Here is an 18,178-nt window from a genome sequence, read left to right on the forward strand (position 1 = left end):
CCTTAATGATGCTGGGTCACGGTAAGTAATCTGATTCCATCAGCGCTTTGCTCGTTCAGTAACCCATAAAAACGAGCTCTGTCCAGAATGCCAGCCGCCCAGCGGCGATGTGTGGCGGGTTCACACATTGCTCCCTGCGACTTAAACACGGCCTGGGTAGAGTTCAGGATCCGCAGAGCGTCAGAATGCTCACCCTGAGTGACCATCAGCGCGTTTTGAATGACCTCTATCTGACCCGGGTGAATGGCCGTTTTCCCAACAAGCCCATTTGCCATATCAAGAGCCAGCTCTCTGGCCATAACGGCATGATCGTCAATATGCTCACACACGGGCGCGGTCAGGGCAAAATCACGCGGGCCGAAGACTGAAACGAGCATTTTGATGACGTAGCCCATCGGGCTGTCATATAGCGTCAGGTCCCGGGGACGGCGAAGCGACACAACGTTCATAAGATCGTTGCCGCCGATTCGAAGCGCAATAATGCGTTCGTGGCAGGGATGTTCCACCAGGCGGGTGGCCAGCTCGCGCATCTGAACCACGTCAAAGACGTCTTCTGTTTCCAGCGTTGGCATCATGCACAGGTGAGTTTCGCCCATGATATCCCACCATTCAGCTAACGAACTGAGGGTAAATTTCGGTAATACAAACCCGTCGACAGCGGAAAGATCATAATGCTCTTTTAACCATTTGCCCATTTCGGCATGCCGGGGGCGAATGAACACCAGAGGCCAGTCATTTTTACCCAAGCTAAGCATGCTGTTACTGAGTTCGTGCAGCAGCTGCCCAAGATTTTTGAGGGCTACAGGGATGTCTGCTTCACTGACAGCATCCTCCAGGCAAATCACCAGAGAGCGCAAACCAGGTATTTTTCCGTTCAGGACGGCATCAGCAATATCTTCCCGTGTTGCAGGCATGTATAGCGTGGCTCCCAGATTCCAGGGAGAAAGACGATTTTTCATCAGAGCACCTTCTTGATAATGGTTACAGCCCGATACTGGCCGAGGGCCCCCCCCATTTCTGTAACAACTATTCCCTTTTCACGAGCAAGCCCTACAAGCAGTGCAACGTCCGGGTCGTCAATCGAACGCACAAATACATGGTCCGGTACCCGACGTAATACAGCCCGGGTTGCTTCAGCAATGCCGGGTTTAATACGATTGACGCTGTCCACTTTAAATTCATGGGCCAGGAACGCGATAACGTCGCGACTTGTCTGCCATAAGGCCCGGGCTGACTCCGTATTCCAGCTCAGAGGAGCGAGGGATGTCGGTGTTAACTTCTTACGGAAATGAGCGACGGTATCGACAAGCAGCCGGCTGCATTCGAATTCACTGAGATGCTCGCAAACCATGCACCCATGTAATCCTTCAGAGGACCATACTGACCGGGAGATCAGGCCTGACACCGGCGCACCCATGATGCCAAAAGGAATGAGCCAGTCATCATCACTTGCTGCAAGCCAGGAACAGCCACAGGGATCGGCCAGGACAACCAGTCGCGGCTGCTCAGGATAGCCCGGGCGATCTTTCAGTGCGCGTACAAGCTCTCCTGTAATTGCGCCTTTACCTGTCCATCCGTCAACAAAAACAATACCGCTGGTACCATGCCGCTCTTCAATGATGTCGAGTGCTGCACCGTCAATTCCACGATCCCGGATGATGCTGATGCCGTAATGCCATGATGTTTTCCCCATGTCACGCAGGGCCTGGTGCAGCATAACGCCGAGCGGTACGCCAGCCCTGACAAGACTGGCCAGTACAATAGGCTCATCACCGAAGCGTTCGGCCAGAGCAATAGCGAGCTGTGTGACTTCTTTTGCGAGTCTCTCTGCGCCCCGATCCAGCGCCCGGTGAAACAAATCAAGATGCCATTGTGTTGGCGCTGGCTCCTGGCTGAGCATGTCCGAATAATGTTTTTTCCCGGACTGAATCAGCTCTTCTTTTTGATCAACCGGCGTCATCTCAATGACTACTGGCTTTAGCAGAAATTCCACGTCACCGGGCTGGTATGAGCCGGTAAATGTTTCATGTGGCTGCATTTTATTTTTCTCCAAAAATTTGCTGTGAAATGGCATCTGCAAACTGACTCTGACGCGGGATGCCAAACCAGCTGCACAGTTTCATAAAACGATGATCGCTCAGGCTGTCGCCCAGACCAATTACGGGGAAAACGCCGCGTTCAGCCCGAAGTTTTTCAAGCAGCCAGCTAACTGCCAGCCCTTTCTCAACCGGGGTAGGAAGCCAGGCCACGTTATTACTGTTGCGGTGGATGTAGAAGCCCTCGGTCGGAAACACCGTTTCTATCTCATCTGCAATAGTATTGAGCTCGTCAAGGCGGGTGCTGTCGCGGTGTTTCATCACCATATAAACCGCCGTTTCACCGTATTCGAAGTTCAGTCTTGCCCAGGCATTGATCCCTTTTGCGTCCATCATTTCAGTGATCAGACGCTGCATCGATGTCAGTTTTTCCTGGTAGGGAGCCAGCTGGCCGAGCATATGGGCCTTCCACTCCTCGTCGGGCTTGCCTTCAGGCGTGAGAATAACGGCCCCGTGCGTGGTGATTGCCCAGGACTGGAAAGGGATCCGGACGCGGCTAATTTCTTCAGTCCCCCGTGCGGTAACGGGAATGAGTTCAGCCTGCTCCAGCAGCCAGTCCACTAACATGGACTGTTCTTCCGTCATAAAGCTTCGTGGATTCAGGGTGCGATCAACGGCACCGGTACGGAATGGCTCCAGGGCCAGCTCGTCCACCATTTTACGACGGGTCTGAAAGAGCGTGTCGTCAAGGTCGCTAAGAACAACGGGTTTAGCCATAGGTAACAATCTCCACCATGGGCGCAACTTCAGCCAGTGCTTTAAGAAGCTGCGCGTCAATACTTTCTGCGGGTGTCTCAGTACACACAAGAATGCGGTCAAACTGCTGGTGGGCGACGTTATAGACAAAATTGGGGATGCCCAGCCCGTAGTTATCCGTAAAGGAAATTGCGGACTCAATGGCATAACCAACGGTGATAGGGGAGCGGGTGGTCGAACCATAAAATACCTGTGCTCCGGCAGCTTCAAGCCGTTCAGCAAGCAGGAACGGCTCCCAGACGAATTCCCCTGTCCCGAGAACCAGAACACGCTCCCCCATGCGAACTGAGACCTCATGGCCGAGATCGGCCGCAGGGGCGAGCATCCCCAGTCGACCCCATGACTGTTTTCCCTGGATGTCCCATTCTCCGCGTGAAGTTACGTTGACCTTCGGCATGTCCGGGACAGGTGCATCAGGTAATGGGGACCATCCCCACTGACCGCTTACAAGAGAAACCGAAGTGACGGGTAAGGGGCTTCGTTCGGACAGGGCATTGCCACTCCAGTCGGTAAGCGTTACGGCGATAACCTGTTCAATATGTTGAAACTTGCCGGTATTACGCAGGGCAGAAAGCAGGTTAATAAAGGTATTACCGGTGGTTGCCTCGTCATCAATCAAAACCAGCGTTCGTGCGTTGATAACACGACGTTTTTTCTCTTCATCATCTGGCAGATAGATCAGATGATCGGTGGCGTGGCTGTGTTCTTCCTTGAACTCGCAAAGCAACATGCCATCAACCGGGTGACGGGTAGAGGTCAGATAGACAGATTCACGATGCTGATGGCGCACTTCATCAAACACACCGGCCCCAAGCCCAACGGCGGTTTCAGCCATACCGATAAATAGCACGGGCCCTGTCAGCGTTGCGGGGAACTGGCTGGCAAGCTGTCTGTAGGCATGCCGCATGACTGAGGGTGGCACGGGAATGTGCCTGCCGAGTACTTTGCTGACAAACAGAAAGGCGCGTTTCGGGTTACGTCTTTCAGCGATATCAAACAGGTCATCGAGCGAAACTTCACCCCGGTCGCGGATTACCTGTATCGTACCGCATGAGAGTGTGCGGCGATAAATCATATCTTCGAGGGTGTCAGACATCAATACGCCTTAAATCAGATGGTTAGAGAGTGATTCCGGATAAACGATGACATCCGTGATGGATCTCACTGCAACCGGAGAAAAGGTATTTCTGGCGTTCTGGATCACCGCCTCTTCAGACATCAGACCGAGCTTAAAGGCAGCAAACAACCCGGGAAGGTTCACTCCGCTGTGAAAGGTATAACCCACCCCGCCTGATGGACGCATGTTGGTTTCAAGCAGCACCGGGTTGCCATTCACATCGTTTCGCGTCTGAACATTCACCAGCCCGTCAGCCTTCATCACCCGGGCGCAGTCACACGCCAGTTCCCAAGCGCTTCCTTCGTTTACCAGGTACTGGATAGCTCCTTCCTTACGGCGTCCCACAGCTGCGAGTATTTCGCCCTTATCCGCGAGGATATCGACGGAAAATTCAGGGCCTGGCAGGTACGGCATCAAAACAAGGGGTTTAAACGACTCAGAAGCCGATGCTGCTGCAATATACTGTTGCGGACTGACCAGACGATGTTCGGGATGATTAAAGACCGCCATAGGCGAAGCACTGTCATCAAAGCGCCAAAATCCCATGCCATAGATACCCGTCACGGGCTTCACGCATACCTGGCTGTCAGAGAACGGCGGGGCCGCGAGATGCGTCTTTAATTCTGCAAGCGTATTCACCCGCCAGGATGGTACGACCGGGAGCCCGTTTTGCTCCATAAACTGAGCAAAAGTAACTTTTTCGTCAGCGAGAATTAACCAGTCGACGCCCGTTGCACCGGTAGTAAGGGTGGCTCCGGCCGATTCAATGGCAGTGCGGTGTTCTTCAAACCACTGGCTGTTACGGCCCGTATGGATGTGGTGGATGCCGTGGTTCTGAATGGTTTCCTGAATAAACTGAAGACGTCTTTGAGGATCTTCAGGTTCAGTCAAAGAATAATCGGCAACGGAAAGGATTTCATTTCTTTCGCTACGGTGGGAGGCAAAAACGGTAATGGCAAAATTATTTTTTTGTGCAAATGATTTTACCCCCTGAATAATATCTCGCTGGGAGGACAAACCTTCCATAAACCAAATTTTTTTGTTCATTTTTTTAATTATCCGGAACGTCATGCAAATTTATGATTGAGAAGTGAGTCTATGAGTGTCTACGCTACATGTCAATCATAATATGATTTATAACTCTTTTCGGAAATGTGTGGTTATGAATTGCTATTTTGGTATTCATTGTTTTGATAAATATGATTATTTTTTATTATGAGTGGTCGGAGAAACTTTAATTTTTGTGTTTATGCAGAAAACCCCAAAATTTACCTTGCCAGAGAACTTCATCATGATATGATTTCCTTTGTCAGTTGCCAAACAACTCTTTAATTGTCTCGGTCATTACCATTCTAAGGAATAAAACATGGTTTCATTAAGTAAGAACCAGACGGTGTCACTCAGCAAAGAATCTTCAGCATTAAGCCAGCTTCAATTCGGCCTCGGTTGGGATCCGATTAAGAAAAAAGGTTTTCTTGGCGGACTATTAGGTGGCAATGATTCAATCGACCTTGATGCTGGCTGCGTATTAATGGACAGTGCCGGAAATAAAATTGACACCATCTGGTTCCGCAAACTGAAATCCACCTGCGGCGCTGTCGTGCACAGTGGCGATAACCTGACCGGTGAGGGTGACGGCGACGATGAAGTGATTAATGTCAACCTCTCCCGTCTGCCTACAAACGTTGAATACATGGCGTTTACGGTTAACAGCTTCCGTGGTCAGTCGTTCAATGACGTCGAAAACGCGTTCTGCCGCGTGGTTGATCAAACCGGCAAAGAGCTGGCTCGCTACAAGCTGACTGAGCAGGGCCCACATACCGGTATTGTTATTTCTTCGCTGCGCCGTAATAACGGCAACTGGGACTTTACCGCCCTTGGCCATGCCTGTCGCGGCCGCACAATTGACGATATGCACTCCGATATCGTTTCAGCGGTTATTCGCTAATGAAGCTTACGCCGGGGGGCAATGCCCCCGTTCCATCCCAGGAATTGCGGGTACGGATCATCTCGGGCGGCCAGGTGGATGCTTCGGCGTTTCGCCTGTATGCCGACGGGAAGGTGCAGGGTGATGCGGACATGGTGTTCTATGGTCAGCCACGTAACGATGATGGTACCGTCAGCCTGGTTAATGAAGGCCAGTACTCAACCTTTTCTGTCGCGCTCAACCGTCTGAAACCTGAAGTCCAGAAAATTGCTTTCACCGTAACCTGTGATGGCGGGCAGACGGTGTCCGGTCTTCGTAATCTTTCCATCAACGTGGAGCAAGGGGCTACCGGCCTGATTAGCGGCATTGTCGAACTGAACGGCCGTCAGGAAGCAGCCTTAATTCTGGGTGAATTTTACCGTCGTAATAATGACTGGAAATTTCGCTTCGTTGCGCAGGGGTTCAACGGTGGACTTAAACCGCTGGCAGAGCATTTCGGCGTAAATATTGCCAACGAACCTGCTCCCGCAGCCCAGACTCCTCCGGTTGTAACCCCTCCGCCAGCTGAGACAAAAATCAGCCTGAGTAAGGTATCTCTGACAAAAGAGAAGCCTGCAATCAGCCTGACCAAACGGGATAACTTCGGTGAAATCCGGATCAACCTGAACTGGCACCGGGGCAGCGGCAAATCCGGCTTTGCAGGCATGTTCGGCTCCAAAGGAATCGACCTGGATCTGGGGGCCTTTGTTGAGCTTCAGGACGGGTATAAATCGGTCATTCAGGCGCTCGGTAATGCATTCGGTGATTATCGCGATGAACCCTATGTTCAGCTCAAGGGCGATGACCGGACGGGTGATGTATCAGACGGCGAGTGGCTGCATATCAATGGACGTGAATGGAAGCATATCCGCGAAGTGCTGATTTACGCCTTTATTTATGAAGGTGTTCCCAGCTGGAACAAGACTGATGGTGTGGTCACCATTCATGTGCCGGATCAACCGCCCATTGAGACCCGCCTGACCGAAGGTGAAAACCGTCGCACATTGTGCGCCATTGCCAGACTCGTAAACGAAAACGGCGCGATTAAAGTCGAGCGTATCAACCAGTACTTCAAAGGCCAGGACGAAATGGACCGGGCATTTGGCTGGGGATTTCGCTGGAGCGCCGGTTCTAAATAACACAGCAACAAAGGAAACAGGTATGAGCTTTTTCGACAAGGTAAATGGTGCCATTAACTGCGGCCGGGACGAACTGAGCCGCCAGGTTGGCCGTTTCAAAAACAAAAAATTCATGCAGGGCACCGTTGCTGTATGTGCCCGTATTGCCGTATCGAGTGACGGCGTGAGTTCGGAAGAAAAGCAGAAAATGATGGGCTTTCTGCGCTCGTCAGAAGAGCTGAAGGTCTTCGATACCAATGAGGTGATCGAGTTCTTCAACAAACTGGTTTCAAGCTTCGATTTCGATGTTGAAATCGGCAAGGGCGAAACCATGAAATACATCCTGGCGCTGAAAGATCAGCCTGAGGCCGCTCAGCTGGCCTTACGTGTTGGTATTGCCGTTGCGAAAAGTGACGGTAACTTCGATCAGGACGAGAAACTTGCCTCCCGCGAGATCGCAATCGCGTTAGGCTTCGATCCGGCTGAGTTTGGTCTCTGATCCACATCCCTAAGGGTAAAATATGGTTTCAACACACCTCGGCTTCCCGACTGAAACGGTCATTGTATTTATTGCGCTTTCAGTCGGTGCCATCTTTATTGACCTGTTTATGCACCGTGATGACAAGCCAATCTCCCTTAAGAGCGCGGCGCTCTGGTCCGTATTCTGGGTTGTGGTTGCGATGGCATTTGCCGGTTTCCTCTATATCCACCACGGTGCTGAGGTTGCCAGTCTGTTTGTCACGGGTTATGCGCTGGAGAAAGTGCTGTCGGTCGACAACCTGTTCGTCATGATGGCCATCTTCTCCTGGTTCGCCGTTCCGGATCGTTATCGCCACCGCGTTCTCTACTGGGGGATCATTGGTGCCATTATCTTCAGGGGCATCTTTGTCGCCATCGGTACGAGCCTGCTGAGTTTGGGGCCTTACGTTGAAGTCGTCTTCGCTATCATCGTTGCCTGGACAGCGATCATGATGCTCAAAAGCGGTGATGACGATGATGAAATTGAGGATTACTCCCAGCATCTGGCTTACCGCATGGTTAAACGCTTCTTCCCTATCTGGCCGAAGCTCAGAGGTCATGCCTTCCTGCTTAACCAGAAGGAAGTGGATGCCGAACTGGCGAAACCAGAAAACAGCGATGTAACCATTGGCCGTGGTAAAAAGGCGGCGCTGTATGCTACCCCTCTGTTCCTGTGTGTGGCCGTGGTTGAACTCTCGGATGTTATGTTTGCGTTTGACTCGGTACCGGCAATCATTGCCGTCAGTCGTGAACCGCTTATCGTCTATAGTGCCATGATGTTTGCTATCCTGGGCCTGCGTACTCTGTACTTTGTCCTTGAGGCACTGAAACAGTACTTGGTTCATCTGGAGAAGGCCGTTATCGTGCTGCTGTTCTTCATCGCGGCAAAACTGGGCCTGAACGCGACCGATCACATCTGGCATCATGGTTACAGCATCACGGCGACAACCAGCCTGTATGTTGTATTGGGTGTTCTGGCGCTGGGCATTCTCGCAAGCGTCATGTTCCCGGGAAAACCTGAATCTGAGGAAAAGGGGAGCTGATCCCCTGAAGTGTTAACCTGAACAAGTATTAATCGAAGAGGTTATTTTATGAGTGTTTCTCTTTCCAAAGGCGGGAATGTATCTCTGAGTAAAGCAGCTCCGTCAATGAAAAATGTCCTGGTCGGCCTTGGCTGGGATGCTCGTTCAACTGACGGTCAGGACTTTGACCTGGATGCCTCCGCATTCATGTTGGCTGCAAACGGCAAAGTGCGCGGCGATTCAGATTTCATCTTCTATAACAACCTGTCATCATCCGACGGTTCCGTAACGCACACAGGCGATAACCGTACCGGTGAAGGCGATGGTGATGATGAATCGCTGAAAATTAAGCTGGACGCCGTCCCGTCTGACGTTGACAAGATCATCTTCGTTGTCACTATCCATGATGCTCAGGCTCGTCGCCAGAGCTTTGGTCAGGTATCCGGTGCGTTTATTCGCTTGGTCAATGACGATAACCAGACTGAAGTCGCTCGCTACGATCTGACCGAAGATGCGTCCACTGAAACTGCCATGCTGTTCGGCGAGCTGTATCGACACAATGGTGAGTGGAAATTCCGCGCAGTAGGCCAGGGTTATGCTGGTGGCCTGGCATCGGTATGTGCTCAGTACGGCATTAACGCGTCCTAATCGAAAAGTAACTTTTCATATCCGGAGCTGTTAATGCAGCTCTCATTCAACTGTTTGCAGGAGCTAAAAATGGCAGTTTCTCTCGTAAAAGGTGGCAACGTATCTCTGACCAAAGAAGCACCAACCATGAATGTCGCTATGGTTGGCCTGGGCTGGGATGCCCGTGTTACTGATGGTCAGGCTTTTGACCTGGACGCTTCCGTATTCGCAGTAGGTGAGGAAGGTAAAGTGTTGTCAGATGCCCATTTCATTTTCTTCAATAATAAAACCAGCCCTGATGGCGCGGTGGAGCACCAGGGCGACAACCGTACCGGTGAAGGCGAAGGCGACGATGAGCAGGTCAAAATCGATCTGACCAAAGTTTCAGCGGATATTAAAAAACTGGTGTTTGCCGTTACCATCTATGATGCAGAAGCCCGTAAACAAAACTTCGGCATGGTGAGCAACAGCTTCATGCGTGTTTACAACAACGACAACGGCGCGGAAATTGCCCGTTTCGATCTGTCTGAAGACGCCTCAACCGAAACCGCTATGATCTTCGGTGAACTGTATCGTCATGGCGCTGAGTGGAAGTTTAAAGCCGTCGGCCAGGGGTTTGCCGGTGGCCTGTCAGCGCTTGCTTCCCAGCACGGCGTCAACGTCTAAAAGACGCTTAGTCTGACCCCGGCAATGCCGGGGTTTTTTTTGGGTAAAGATCCGCTATCAGAGGGTGAATCAGAGGAAGGAGCCGGGCGTTTTCAGAAAGCAGAGTAATGTTAATTCTGGCGTGAGCCTTTTAAGCAGGGCCCGGGTTTATCTCTAATTGCTGGTTAAAGCCGGTGTTCAGTGCTTTATATCAACAGATTGCCCCTCAGATATATGTTACTTTTGCGGCTTATGAAGGAACGGGATCAGGAACATAAGAACTAAGCCTGGGGAAGATATATCAACGCTGCGCTTCAAAAATAATCAAAAAGCAGGAGAGTTAATATGAATCTACAATCCGGACAAAACATACCACTTCAGCCATCTGCGATCAGGCTGAATCTTCAGTACCCTGCCAAATTCGGCTTTAAAGGTGAACCCGATACCTGCCTGTTCTTGCTTAACGCTCAGGGAAAGGTCAGCGGCGATTCTGACTTTATCTTTTATAATAATCTGTCTTCTCCTGAGGGGGCAGTCAAGCTCGTTACCGGTTCACAGCAGTCCAGCATTGAGATAGCACTGGATCGTGTTCCGGCGAACGTCAGTAAAATTGCGGTCACCGTTGTCATTGATGGTGAAGATACTATTAGTGGGCTCAGTTTATTGAGCATTCATGCTCCTGGTATCGCTGATTTTCAGGCTGAGACTCAGGGCCGCAGTGAGAAAGCAATCATCCTGGGTGAAGTATATCGGCACAATGGCGCCTGGAAGCTTCGTGCGCTAGGGCAGGGTTTCAACGGTGGACTTGAGCCTCTGGCTATTAGCTATGGCGTTGATGTTGCACAGCCAGCTCCGCAGCCAGCGAAACCTGCTCGTATCAGTCTGGAAAAGAAACTGGAAACCAGATCTCCGCGCCTTGTAAGCCTCGCTAAAAAAGCCTCGGTCAGTCTCACTAAAAATAAATTGGACACCCTTAAGGCAGCGGTTGCATTTGTACTTGACGCATCCGGCTCAATGAGTGGCCAGTTCAGTAAAGGTAACGTTCAGTCCGTGCTGGACCGCATCGCCGTTCTTGCCGCCCAGTTCGACGACGACGGTGAAATGGATGTCTGGGGATTTGGAGAGAAGCATAAGAAGTATCCAAACGTCACTCTGGACAATCTGGACACGTATATTAAGTCCATTCGTGAGTCTGGTAAGCGTTCAGCTTGGGAGAACCTGCCGGGCCTTGGAGGGACAAACAACGAGCCTCCTGTGATGGAAGAAATAGTCGACTACTTCAAGGACTCGATAATCCCGGTATATGTTGTATTTATTACCGATGGCGGGATCAGCAAGACGCGGGCGATTAAAGATGCAATCCGGCGTTCTGCCAACTACCCTATCTTCTGGAAGTTTGTCGGTTTGGGAGGTTCAAGCTATGGTATCCTCAAAAATCTTGATGACTTTACAGACCGCCGGTTGATAACACCCACTTTTTTGCCATGGATGATTTCGGTTCGATCAGCGATGAAAAGTTATATGATAATTTACTGGAAGAATTCAGACCGTGGGTCGATGAAACAAAAAGGTTAGGTATCTTATAATACGCTCAGTTTGCGCATGGTTGAATGAGCTCTACAGCGGCTTAATACTGTAGAGCCTTTACAAACTGGACGGGATAAAAGTCGGAAGATTATGAATCGTGCAGAGAGGAGCATATGGATAGCATTAAGTATCTGCAATGTATAGCTGAAGAATCTGCTCAATAGCTGTTGGCTTTGTTGGCTTGGTTAAACAGAGCAAGGTTTAAGCCAGCGCTGGAATTCATTTAACCTTTCAGCAGCCAAAACCGCTTAAACGGTGAAAAATTTATATTCTCCTTGTTGATGAGGTTCATCCAACCAACGCCTGATGGTTCTGTTGGTCTATAAACGTGTCTCTTTGTGCCTGGTTATAGTGATCCATTTCCTGGACCATTCATCAAATTGTCGCTGGCGAGCCCGATAACGTTGTTCTTCCTGCTGAAAAAGCCAGTCGCTTTCAACAGCATATTTTCGATATCCCACAAAGAGCCCTTGTACTTTTGCTATGACAACATTCCTGTTTATTTAGAACTGTTCGGACAAACATTTCAGGAATAAAGCCGAAAAAAAGTTATAACGAATAATAACCCAGACAAAGGCCTGCCGGAAAGTACAGTCAGAAAGGCTGGGGAATCTCCACTAATCTTCCTTCAAATAATCATTACCATATTCCAGTATGATTGGGCCAGATGATTAAGGACTTCATCAGGTCTGAGCTATTTTAAAATCAGCGAAAAATGTCTGAGAATGTTTTTCGCCAACGTCAGGTATGATATGGCCCACCGAGACTTTATACTGTTTGCCTGATTTCTCAGATGCAACCCTTTATTTTCAGCAAGATAACCAAGCATCCATAGAACGATGGTACTGAATGTAGCAAGTAGACTTAGTTTCAACATCCTTTCTGCTGAACAGCTGTAGCTGCAGCGCAACCTCATATCGTACAGTTCGCTTTTATCATCCAAGAATCTGTGGACTATCTGCATTCTAAGGCTGTATAACTTCGTTATTCTGCGAAGTTCGAATTCAGTTCTGCTGGTAAATATCAGTCAGGGGAAATCGCCAGGCCTGCTGTTGCTCATTTTCTTGTTTAGCGCTGTAAGGCCTTCCGTGTGAGCATCTGTTTTTGCGCATTACTTTTCCTGTCCTTTGCAAGCGTGTCAGATCACAGAGCCAAAGGCTCTCTGTCGGTTTTCAACTGTTCACTTCTGACCCACCGCTCTCCCTGATCATCCCGGCGTAGCTGCACAGCCCCCCTGATGCGCTCAAGTTGAGTGCGATAAGGAATAAGGAATGCAGCCTGTACACCCGCATTCTGTTGCATATAGGTGTAACTATCTGGCTAAGTAATGGTAATGAATGATCGACGTAGACAAAACTGGCCCGGAGTACGTGAAAATCCTGAGTCGGGTAGCCGCTCCAGGCCACGACAATAACACACAGGGGTAACTGGTGTGTAAGCATCTCGATGACATTTCTAAACATGGCCGGAAATTCTTTGTGAAGCGCCCGGTTACCCAGAAGCCTGTTAATCGTTTCATTTGTTTTTAACCTAAGCGACGACGGGCATATAGCATCCGATGCGGCTCAGAGAGAGGGACACCCCGTTCACTATTGCAGTAGTGGCATCTAGCAGGGCATTTTGCCGATATTTATGGGATTATTACGGAAAAAACTTCTGGCATACTCGATGAACAGGCATAAAGATGATCTCATTAAATTGTTGGCGCAATAAGTAGATCATAGAACTCTATGCCTTTCTTTTTCACCCGCACACCCGCACATTTCTGGGAACTCCTCAGCCTCTGAGGGGCATTTTACCTAACCCCGGCCCGCACTTCACTCAGCCCGGTTGCATCACCCCAACGGCTTTCACGCGCATGCCTTTTACCATCATCAGATACGCCATAGCTGCGAAAACCATCAGCGACGCGAACAGCGACCATGACGGCAGCGTGGTCAGCACAAAGCCGCTGTACATCGGGTTGAACGCCGCGCCCAGCCAGCCGAGCGACTGCACGGAGAAGTAACCGGCTTTCAGGCCCGGCGGGGCAATATTGTCGATCAGCATATATTCACCCGGCGCATAGATGATTTCGCCAAGCGTAAAGACCGCCGCTGCCGCGCCCCACATCCAGAGATTAGTGCCCGACATCAGAAAGCCGCCGAGGCCGAGAATAAAGCAGACGGTACCGAAGAGCATCAGGCGGCTTAAGTTGTCGGCGCGCAGTTTTCTGCCTACCAGGTATTGCAGCGAAACCACAAGGACAGCGTTGACCGGCAGCACCACCGCGACAATCTGCTGCGCCAGCGCGCTGTCGGAAAAGGTTAAGACATATTGCGAAATACAAACGGCAAAGGAGCCGGCCACCAGCGAGCCGAGAAACGCCGAGCCGGTGAACCACAGCAGACGCTGGTCGCGCCACAGCAGCGAGAGCGGCGGCGGGCCTGAGGGAGCGTCGGCCTGCTCATGCGCCGGTGCCACGCGCTGCACAAAAATACTGATAACCACAAAGGTAATGCCAGAGGTCACTGCCGAGAGCCAGAACGGCATATTGAGACCATAGACCATCAGCAGCGTGCCCACGGGCGGGCCCACCGTCCAGCCGATATTCAGAAAGGTGTAGTTAAGCGAGAAAATACGCGCTTTGGCTGCCACGCCCAGCGTATCGGCGAAATAACTCTTCAGCACGGTAGAAAACACCGAATACGCGCAGTTAATGATGGCGAAAAAGAGGATCACCAGCAGGGCGTTATGCATCAGCGGGATCGCCACAAAGCCCGCCACAAAGATGGCGATAGCGATGAGCATATAGCGCTTTTTGTCGAAGCGGTCGGCGAACACGCTAAACGCCAGGCTGAAAAAAACGCCTGCGGTCATCGCGCTCGTTAGCGCGACGCCAATTTCATCGACCGACATCGCGAAACGCTTCGCGAGATAAATCGCCATAAACGGCAGTGTGGCGCCGCGGCCAATGGTTAACATTAACGACGAGCCCAGCAGCGCGACGGTGGAACGCGTTTTCTTTGATAACATTTTCTTATCTTTTTTATCGGGTGAGCGGGAGCGAGCGCCTGTTCAGGCCTCTTTTAAAGCAATAACATGCCATCCGGGCGCTGTACACCCTGTCGGGGGTTCAGAAGTGCTTTACGTTCCCCCCATAAATTAGTGATCTGTCTCTCACCTTAAGATTCCGGTATGGTGAAGTATTAACATAATTTTAATAAATAACAGGGGCAGGGGATGACGCGTAAAGACGGGCTGCTGGCGCTGCTGGTGGTGCTGGCCTGGGGGTTGAATTTCGTCGTAATTAAAGTCGGTTTACACGCCATGCCGCCGCTGCTGCTGGCGGGGCTGCGGTTTTTGCTCGTCGCCTTTCCCGCGCTGCTGTTTGTCGCCCGCCCGAAAGTGCCGTTTCGGCTGCTGCTCGGCTACGGACTGACGATAAGCTTCGGGCAGTTCGCGTTTCTCTTCAGCGCGATTAAGTTCGGCATGCCCGCGGGCCTCGCCTCGCTGGTGCTGCAGGCGCAGGCGTTTTTCACCATTGTGCTCGGCGTGTTTGCCTTTCGCGAACGTCTTCAGGCCAAACAGCTCACCGGCATTGCGCTCGCCGTTGGCGGGATGCTGGTACTGATTGAGGGCAGCCTTAACGGCCAGCATGTGGCGCTGACCGGTTTTATGCTGACGCTCGCCGCCGCGCTGAGCTGGGCCTGCGGCAATATCTTCAACAAAAAAATCATGCAGCTGCCGACGCCGCCTGCGGTGATGTCGCTGGTGGTGTGGAGCGCGCTGATCCCGGTGCTGCCGTTTTTTGCGGCGAGCCTGGTGTTCGATGGCGCTCAGGCGGTGGTGCAGAGCCTGGTGAATATCGACAGCGTGACGGTGCTGTCGCTGGTTTATCTGGCCTTTATCGCGACTATTCTCGGTTATGGCATCTGGGGCACGCTGCTCGGGCGTTATGAGACCTGGCGCGTGGCGCCGCTTTCACTGCTGGTGCCGGTGGTGGGGCTTGCCAGCGCCGCGCTGCTGCTGGATGAGCGGCTCTCGGTATTGCAGATTATTGGCGCGCTGCTGGTCATGGCGGGGCTGTATATCAATGTGTTTGGCTGGCGGGTACGGCGGGCGGTGCGCAGCGCATAAAAAACCGGGCCAAAGCCCGGTTTTTTTAACGCGACTGGTTGTAGTACGGCACACCCAGTTCGTCTGATTTATCGCTGCCTGCGCTGCGATGGCTGAGATCCAGCGATTCATGATGCTCAATCGGCACCATCATTGTGCTGGTGTCCCCGGCGCACGCGTCAGTTTTGGGGCTGCCTGCCAGCGCATAGCCGGAGGTCAACGCCAGCAACAGCGCAGCGGCGCACGTGACGGATTTCATAATTTCCTCGGTTATCTCCCGGAAGGAGAAGTGTAACGGCGGGATGCCGCCGTCGGCGTTCTTTAACTACTCAGTGATTCAGCGGGTGGAGGTACTTGCCTTCGCCCGGCATCCGCGTCACGCGATATTTATGCGGCGGCACGGAGAAATAGTTCTTAAACGTGCGGGTCAGCGTCTGCTGGGATTCAAACCCATAGCGCTCGGCCAGATAAAGAATCGGTTCGTCGCTCTCTTTGAGTTTGAGGGCAATCTCGGTCAGTTTCCGGTTGCGGATATACTGGCCCAGCGAGTGACCGGTCTCTTTTTTGAACATGCGTTGCAGGTGCCATTTCGAGTAACCCGAACGCGCCGACACTTTCTCAAGGGAAAGGGGGGATTCCAGGTTATCTTCAATCCAGTCCAAAATGCTATGAATAGTAATGGCATCATTGTTGCGTCTGGACATCGTCTTACCTCTTTGCTGTTACGGCAGCACCCTTTTAAGCAGGTATTCGAGGGTCGCCACTTCGTCTGCCGTCAGGTTTTTTGTTAATTCTTGATGCAGGTTTTGTCCTACCAGCTGGTGGCACTGTTCACACAGCACCGCGCCTTCTTCCGTGAGCTCAACCAGGATGCCCCGTTTATCGTTAGGGTTAGGCAGACGCGCCACCCAGCCCTTGCATACCAGACGATCCAGCATGCGCGTCAGAGCACCTAAATCTACTGAGAGCACTTTTTTCAGCTCCCCTGGCGTGATGCGGCCAGGACAGCGAATGGAACAGAGCACCTTAAACTGCGCTGCCGTGATATCGAGCGGCGCAAGGTACTCATTGAGCAGGCGATCCTTTTTCTGATTCACCAGGTGAATCAGTCGTCCTAAAGGAATAATCTCGTTAAACAGATCGCTGTTATTTTCCAACATAGTTGCCCAGGCAAGTAGATTAGTCACGCGAGATATTATTGCCCAGGCAAACATAAGTCAACCGAATGATTTTCGCGATCACACGATCTGCTAAAACGTGTTAAAAATCCTTCAAAATCAAAGGAAAGGTAAGGGCTATCGCTGCGATAGCGCTCGCCTGTTAAGCGCGGAAAGGCGTAACGTTAAGCGGTGAAAACAGAGAAAAAAGATAAAAAAACGCCGCCTGAAGCGGCGGCCTTAAGATTAACCGTGGTGCGGTTGTTCCTCAGGAAGCTGAACCGGCCAGCGACGGAAAATCACAATCGCCCAGACAAACGCGACCAGCGCCGGAATAGCGCCCATATAACCGATGGACGACATCGAGAGTTGCAGGCTCACCTGGTTGCCCACCAGCGCGCCCGCGCCGATACCGATGTTAAAGATGCCGGAGAAGAGCGACATCGCCACATCGGTGGCGTCCGGGGCCAGCGCCAGCACTTTCACCTGCATCCCGAGACCGATAAGCATAATCGCAATACCCCAGAACGCGCTGAGAATAGTCAGGTTCACAGCGCTGTGCGAGGCAGGCAGCAACAGCAGCAGGCAGATAACCAGTACGCCGATGGCGCTACTGATAAGCCCGGAGGCGTGCAGATTGCCGAGCTTGCCGAAAATCACGCTGCCGATAATGCCCGCGGTGCCGAGCACCAGCAGCAGGAAGGTGGCGAAGTTTTCGCTCAGGCCCGCGACGTTCTGCACGAACGGTTCAATATAGCTGTAGGCCGTGAAGTGCGCGGTCACCACCACGGCGGTCAGCACGTAGATACACAGCAACGCCGGGCGGCGGAACAGCGCCGGCAGGCTCGCGAGAGAGCCGGAGTGTTCGCTCGGGATTTTCGGCAGCAGTTTCACAAGGCAGGCGAGCGTAATCAGCGCGCCGATGCCGATGGCGAAAAACGTGGTGCGCCAGCCGAAATATTGCCCGACGATGCGCCCGATGGGCAGACCGAGTACCGACGCCAGCGCGGTGCCGGTCGCAATCAGGCTCAGCGCCTGGGCGCGTTTGCCCGGCGGGGCGAGGCGAATGGCCAGCGACGCGGTAATCGACCAGAAAATCGCATGGGCGAAGGCGATGCCGATACGGCTGATGACCAGCACCTCGAAGCTCCAGGCCATAAACGACAGCATATGGCTCGCGATGAACACCACAAACAGCGCAATCAGCAGCTTGCGGCGCTCCACCTGGCTTGTCAGCAGCATAAACGGCAGCGACATCAGCGCCACCACCCAGGCGTAGATGGTGAGCATAATGCCCGCCTGCGCGGATTCCATATGGAAACTCGCGGCGATATCAGAGAGCAGGCCCACCGGCACAAACTCGGTGGTATTAAAAATAAATGCCGCGACCGCAAGCGTAACCACCCGCAGCCACGCCGTTTTGCGAGAGACTGTATTCATCGTCATAAAAAGATTCGCGCTGGTCAGAAG

Annotated in this window: 17 protein-coding genes and 2 pseudogenes; 8 read left to right on the forward strand and 11 right to left on the reverse strand. The window is 52.0% G+C overall.

Annotated features, from left to right (window positions below; translation table 11 throughout):
• Nucleotides 1–2 precede the first annotated feature (2 nt).
• From G6041_RS05110 to G6041_RS05130, 5 genes are read right to left on the reverse strand one after another with little or no spacing between them, the layout of a single operon-like run.
• Nucleotides 3–959, reverse strand: a complete 957-nt coding sequence (locus G6041_RS05110; RefSeq protein WP_012124739.1) for an HpcH/HpaI aldolase/citrate lyase family protein — start codon at nt 957–959, stop codon at nt 3–5.
• Nucleotides 959–2,038 carry a cysteine protease StiP family protein gene (locus G6041_RS05115; RefSeq protein WP_012124740.1) on the reverse strand — a complete coding sequence of 360 codons (1,080 nt, stop codon included), beginning with the start codon at nt 2,036–2,038 and terminating at the stop codon, nt 959–961. Before G6041_RS05115 ends, G6041_RS05110 begins: the two co-directional genes overlap by 1 nt.
• Nucleotide 2,039: 1 nt before the next feature.
• On the reverse strand, nt 2,040–2,813 hold the full coding sequence (locus G6041_RS05120; RefSeq protein WP_012124741.1) for a hypothetical protein: 774 nt from the start codon (nt 2,811–2,813) through the stop codon (nt 2,040–2,042).
• Complete coding sequence (locus tag G6041_RS05125) at nt 2,806–3,948, reverse strand: phosphoribosyltransferase domain-containing protein (protein ID WP_012124742.1); 1,143 nt, start codon at nt 3,946–3,948, stop codon at nt 2,806–2,808. The genes G6041_RS05120 and G6041_RS05125 overlap by 8 nt, the downstream gene beginning before the upstream one ends.
• A 9-nt stretch (nt 3,949–3,957) precedes the next feature.
• Nucleotides 3,958–5,016, reverse strand: a complete 1,059-nt coding sequence (locus tag G6041_RS05130) for an ATP-grasp domain-containing protein (RefSeq protein ID WP_041460709.1) — start codon at nt 5,014–5,016, stop codon at nt 3,958–3,960.
• A 319-nt stretch (nt 5,017–5,335) separates the two neighbouring features.
• Between G6041_RS05130 and G6041_RS05135 the strand changes: the two genes are divergently transcribed.
• The 7 genes and pseudogenes from G6041_RS05135 to G6041_RS05165 all read left to right on the forward strand — a co-directional run bounded on the left by G6041_RS05135 (nt 5,336) and on the right by G6041_RS05165 (nt 11,452).
• On the forward strand, nt 5,336–5,917 hold the full coding sequence (locus tag G6041_RS05135) for a TerD family protein (protein ID WP_012124744.1): 582 nt from the start codon (nt 5,336–5,338) through the stop codon (nt 5,915–5,917).
• Nucleotides 5,917–7,074: a TerD family protein gene (locus tag G6041_RS05140; protein ID WP_012124745.1), complete on the forward strand. Its 1,158-nt coding sequence runs from the start codon at nt 5,917–5,919 to the stop codon at nt 7,072–7,074. The genes G6041_RS05135 and G6041_RS05140 overlap by 1 nt, the downstream gene beginning before the upstream one ends.
• Nucleotides 7,075–7,096: 22 nt before the next feature.
• Entirely contained in the window at nt 7,097–7,552 is a 456-nt protein-coding gene (locus tag G6041_RS05145; RefSeq protein ID WP_012124746.1) for a tellurite resistance TerB family protein, read from the forward strand.
• 22 nt (nt 7,553–7,574) lie between these two features.
• Nucleotides 7,575–8,615 (forward strand): tellurium resistance membrane protein TerC, encoded by a 1,041-nt coding sequence (terC, locus tag G6041_RS05150; RefSeq protein WP_012124747.1) that lies wholly within the window; start codon nt 7,575–7,577, stop codon nt 8,613–8,615.
• 48 nt (nt 8,616–8,663) lie between these two features.
• Entirely contained in the window at nt 8,664–9,242 is a 579-nt protein-coding gene (terD, locus tag G6041_RS05155; protein ID WP_041460501.1) for a tellurium resistance membrane protein TerD, read from the forward strand.
• Between the two features lie 69 nt (nt 9,243–9,311).
• Nucleotides 9,312–9,887: a TerD family protein gene (locus G6041_RS05160; RefSeq protein ID WP_041460502.1), complete on the forward strand. Its 576-nt coding sequence runs from the start codon at nt 9,312–9,314 to the stop codon at nt 9,885–9,887.
• A gap of 324 nt (nt 9,888–10,211) precedes the next feature.
• A pseudogene (locus G6041_RS05165) lies at nt 10,212–11,452 on the forward strand (vWA domain-containing protein).
• A gap of 629 nt (nt 11,453–12,081) precedes the next feature.
• On the opposite strand, the pseudogene G6041_RS21660 reads toward G6041_RS05165, so the two are convergent.
• Together G6041_RS21660 and ydeE are read right to left on the reverse strand one after the other, a co-directional pair.
• Nucleotides 12,082–12,480, reverse strand: a pseudogene (locus G6041_RS21660) (IS4 family transposase); the annotation flags it as partial.
• A 794-nt stretch (nt 12,481–13,274) separates the two neighbouring features.
• On the reverse strand, nt 13,275–14,468 hold the full coding sequence (ydeE, locus tag G6041_RS05175; protein ID WP_012124753.1) for an efflux MFS transporter YdeE: 1,194 nt from the start codon (nt 14,466–14,468) through the stop codon (nt 13,275–13,277).
• A gap of 207 nt (nt 14,469–14,675) precedes the next feature.
• Between ydeE and eamA the strand changes: the two genes are divergently transcribed.
• On the forward strand, nt 14,676–15,572 hold the full coding sequence (eamA, locus tag G6041_RS05180) for an O-acetylserine/cysteine exporter (protein ID WP_007775200.1): 897 nt from the start codon (nt 14,676–14,678) through the stop codon (nt 15,570–15,572).
• Nucleotides 15,573–15,597: 25 nt separating this feature from the next.
• Here eamA and marB read toward each other — a convergent pair whose 3' ends face one another.
• The 4 genes from marB to G6041_RS05200 form a co-directional block, all read right to left on the reverse strand.
• A complete protein-coding gene (marB, locus tag G6041_RS05185; RefSeq protein WP_004384917.1) occupies nt 15,598–15,810 on the reverse strand; it encodes a multiple antibiotic resistance protein MarB in 213 nt (70 codons plus the stop codon).
• A 70-nt stretch (nt 15,811–15,880) separates the two neighbouring features.
• Nucleotides 15,881–16,255, reverse strand: a complete 375-nt coding sequence (gene marA, locus G6041_RS05190; protein ID WP_004384918.1) for an MDR efflux pump AcrAB transcriptional activator MarA — start codon at nt 16,253–16,255, stop codon at nt 15,881–15,883.
• An 18-nt stretch (nt 16,256–16,273) separates the two neighbouring features.
• A complete protein-coding gene (gene marR / locus G6041_RS05195) occupies nt 16,274–16,708 on the reverse strand; it encodes a multiple antibiotic resistance transcriptional regulator MarR (RefSeq protein WP_004384919.1) in 435 nt (144 codons plus the stop codon).
• Between the two features lie 246 nt (nt 16,709–16,954).
• Entirely contained in the window at nt 16,955–18,154 is a 1,200-nt protein-coding gene (locus G6041_RS05200; protein ID WP_004384920.1) for a sugar transporter, read from the reverse strand.
• Nucleotides 18,155–18,178 lie beyond the last annotated feature (24 nt).

This window comes from Cronobacter sp. HA18003 (assembly GCF_011605905.1).
In the GTDB taxonomy this organism is placed as follows: domain Bacteria; phylum Pseudomonadota; class Gammaproteobacteria; order Enterobacterales; family Enterobacteriaceae; genus Cronobacter; species Cronobacter sakazakii.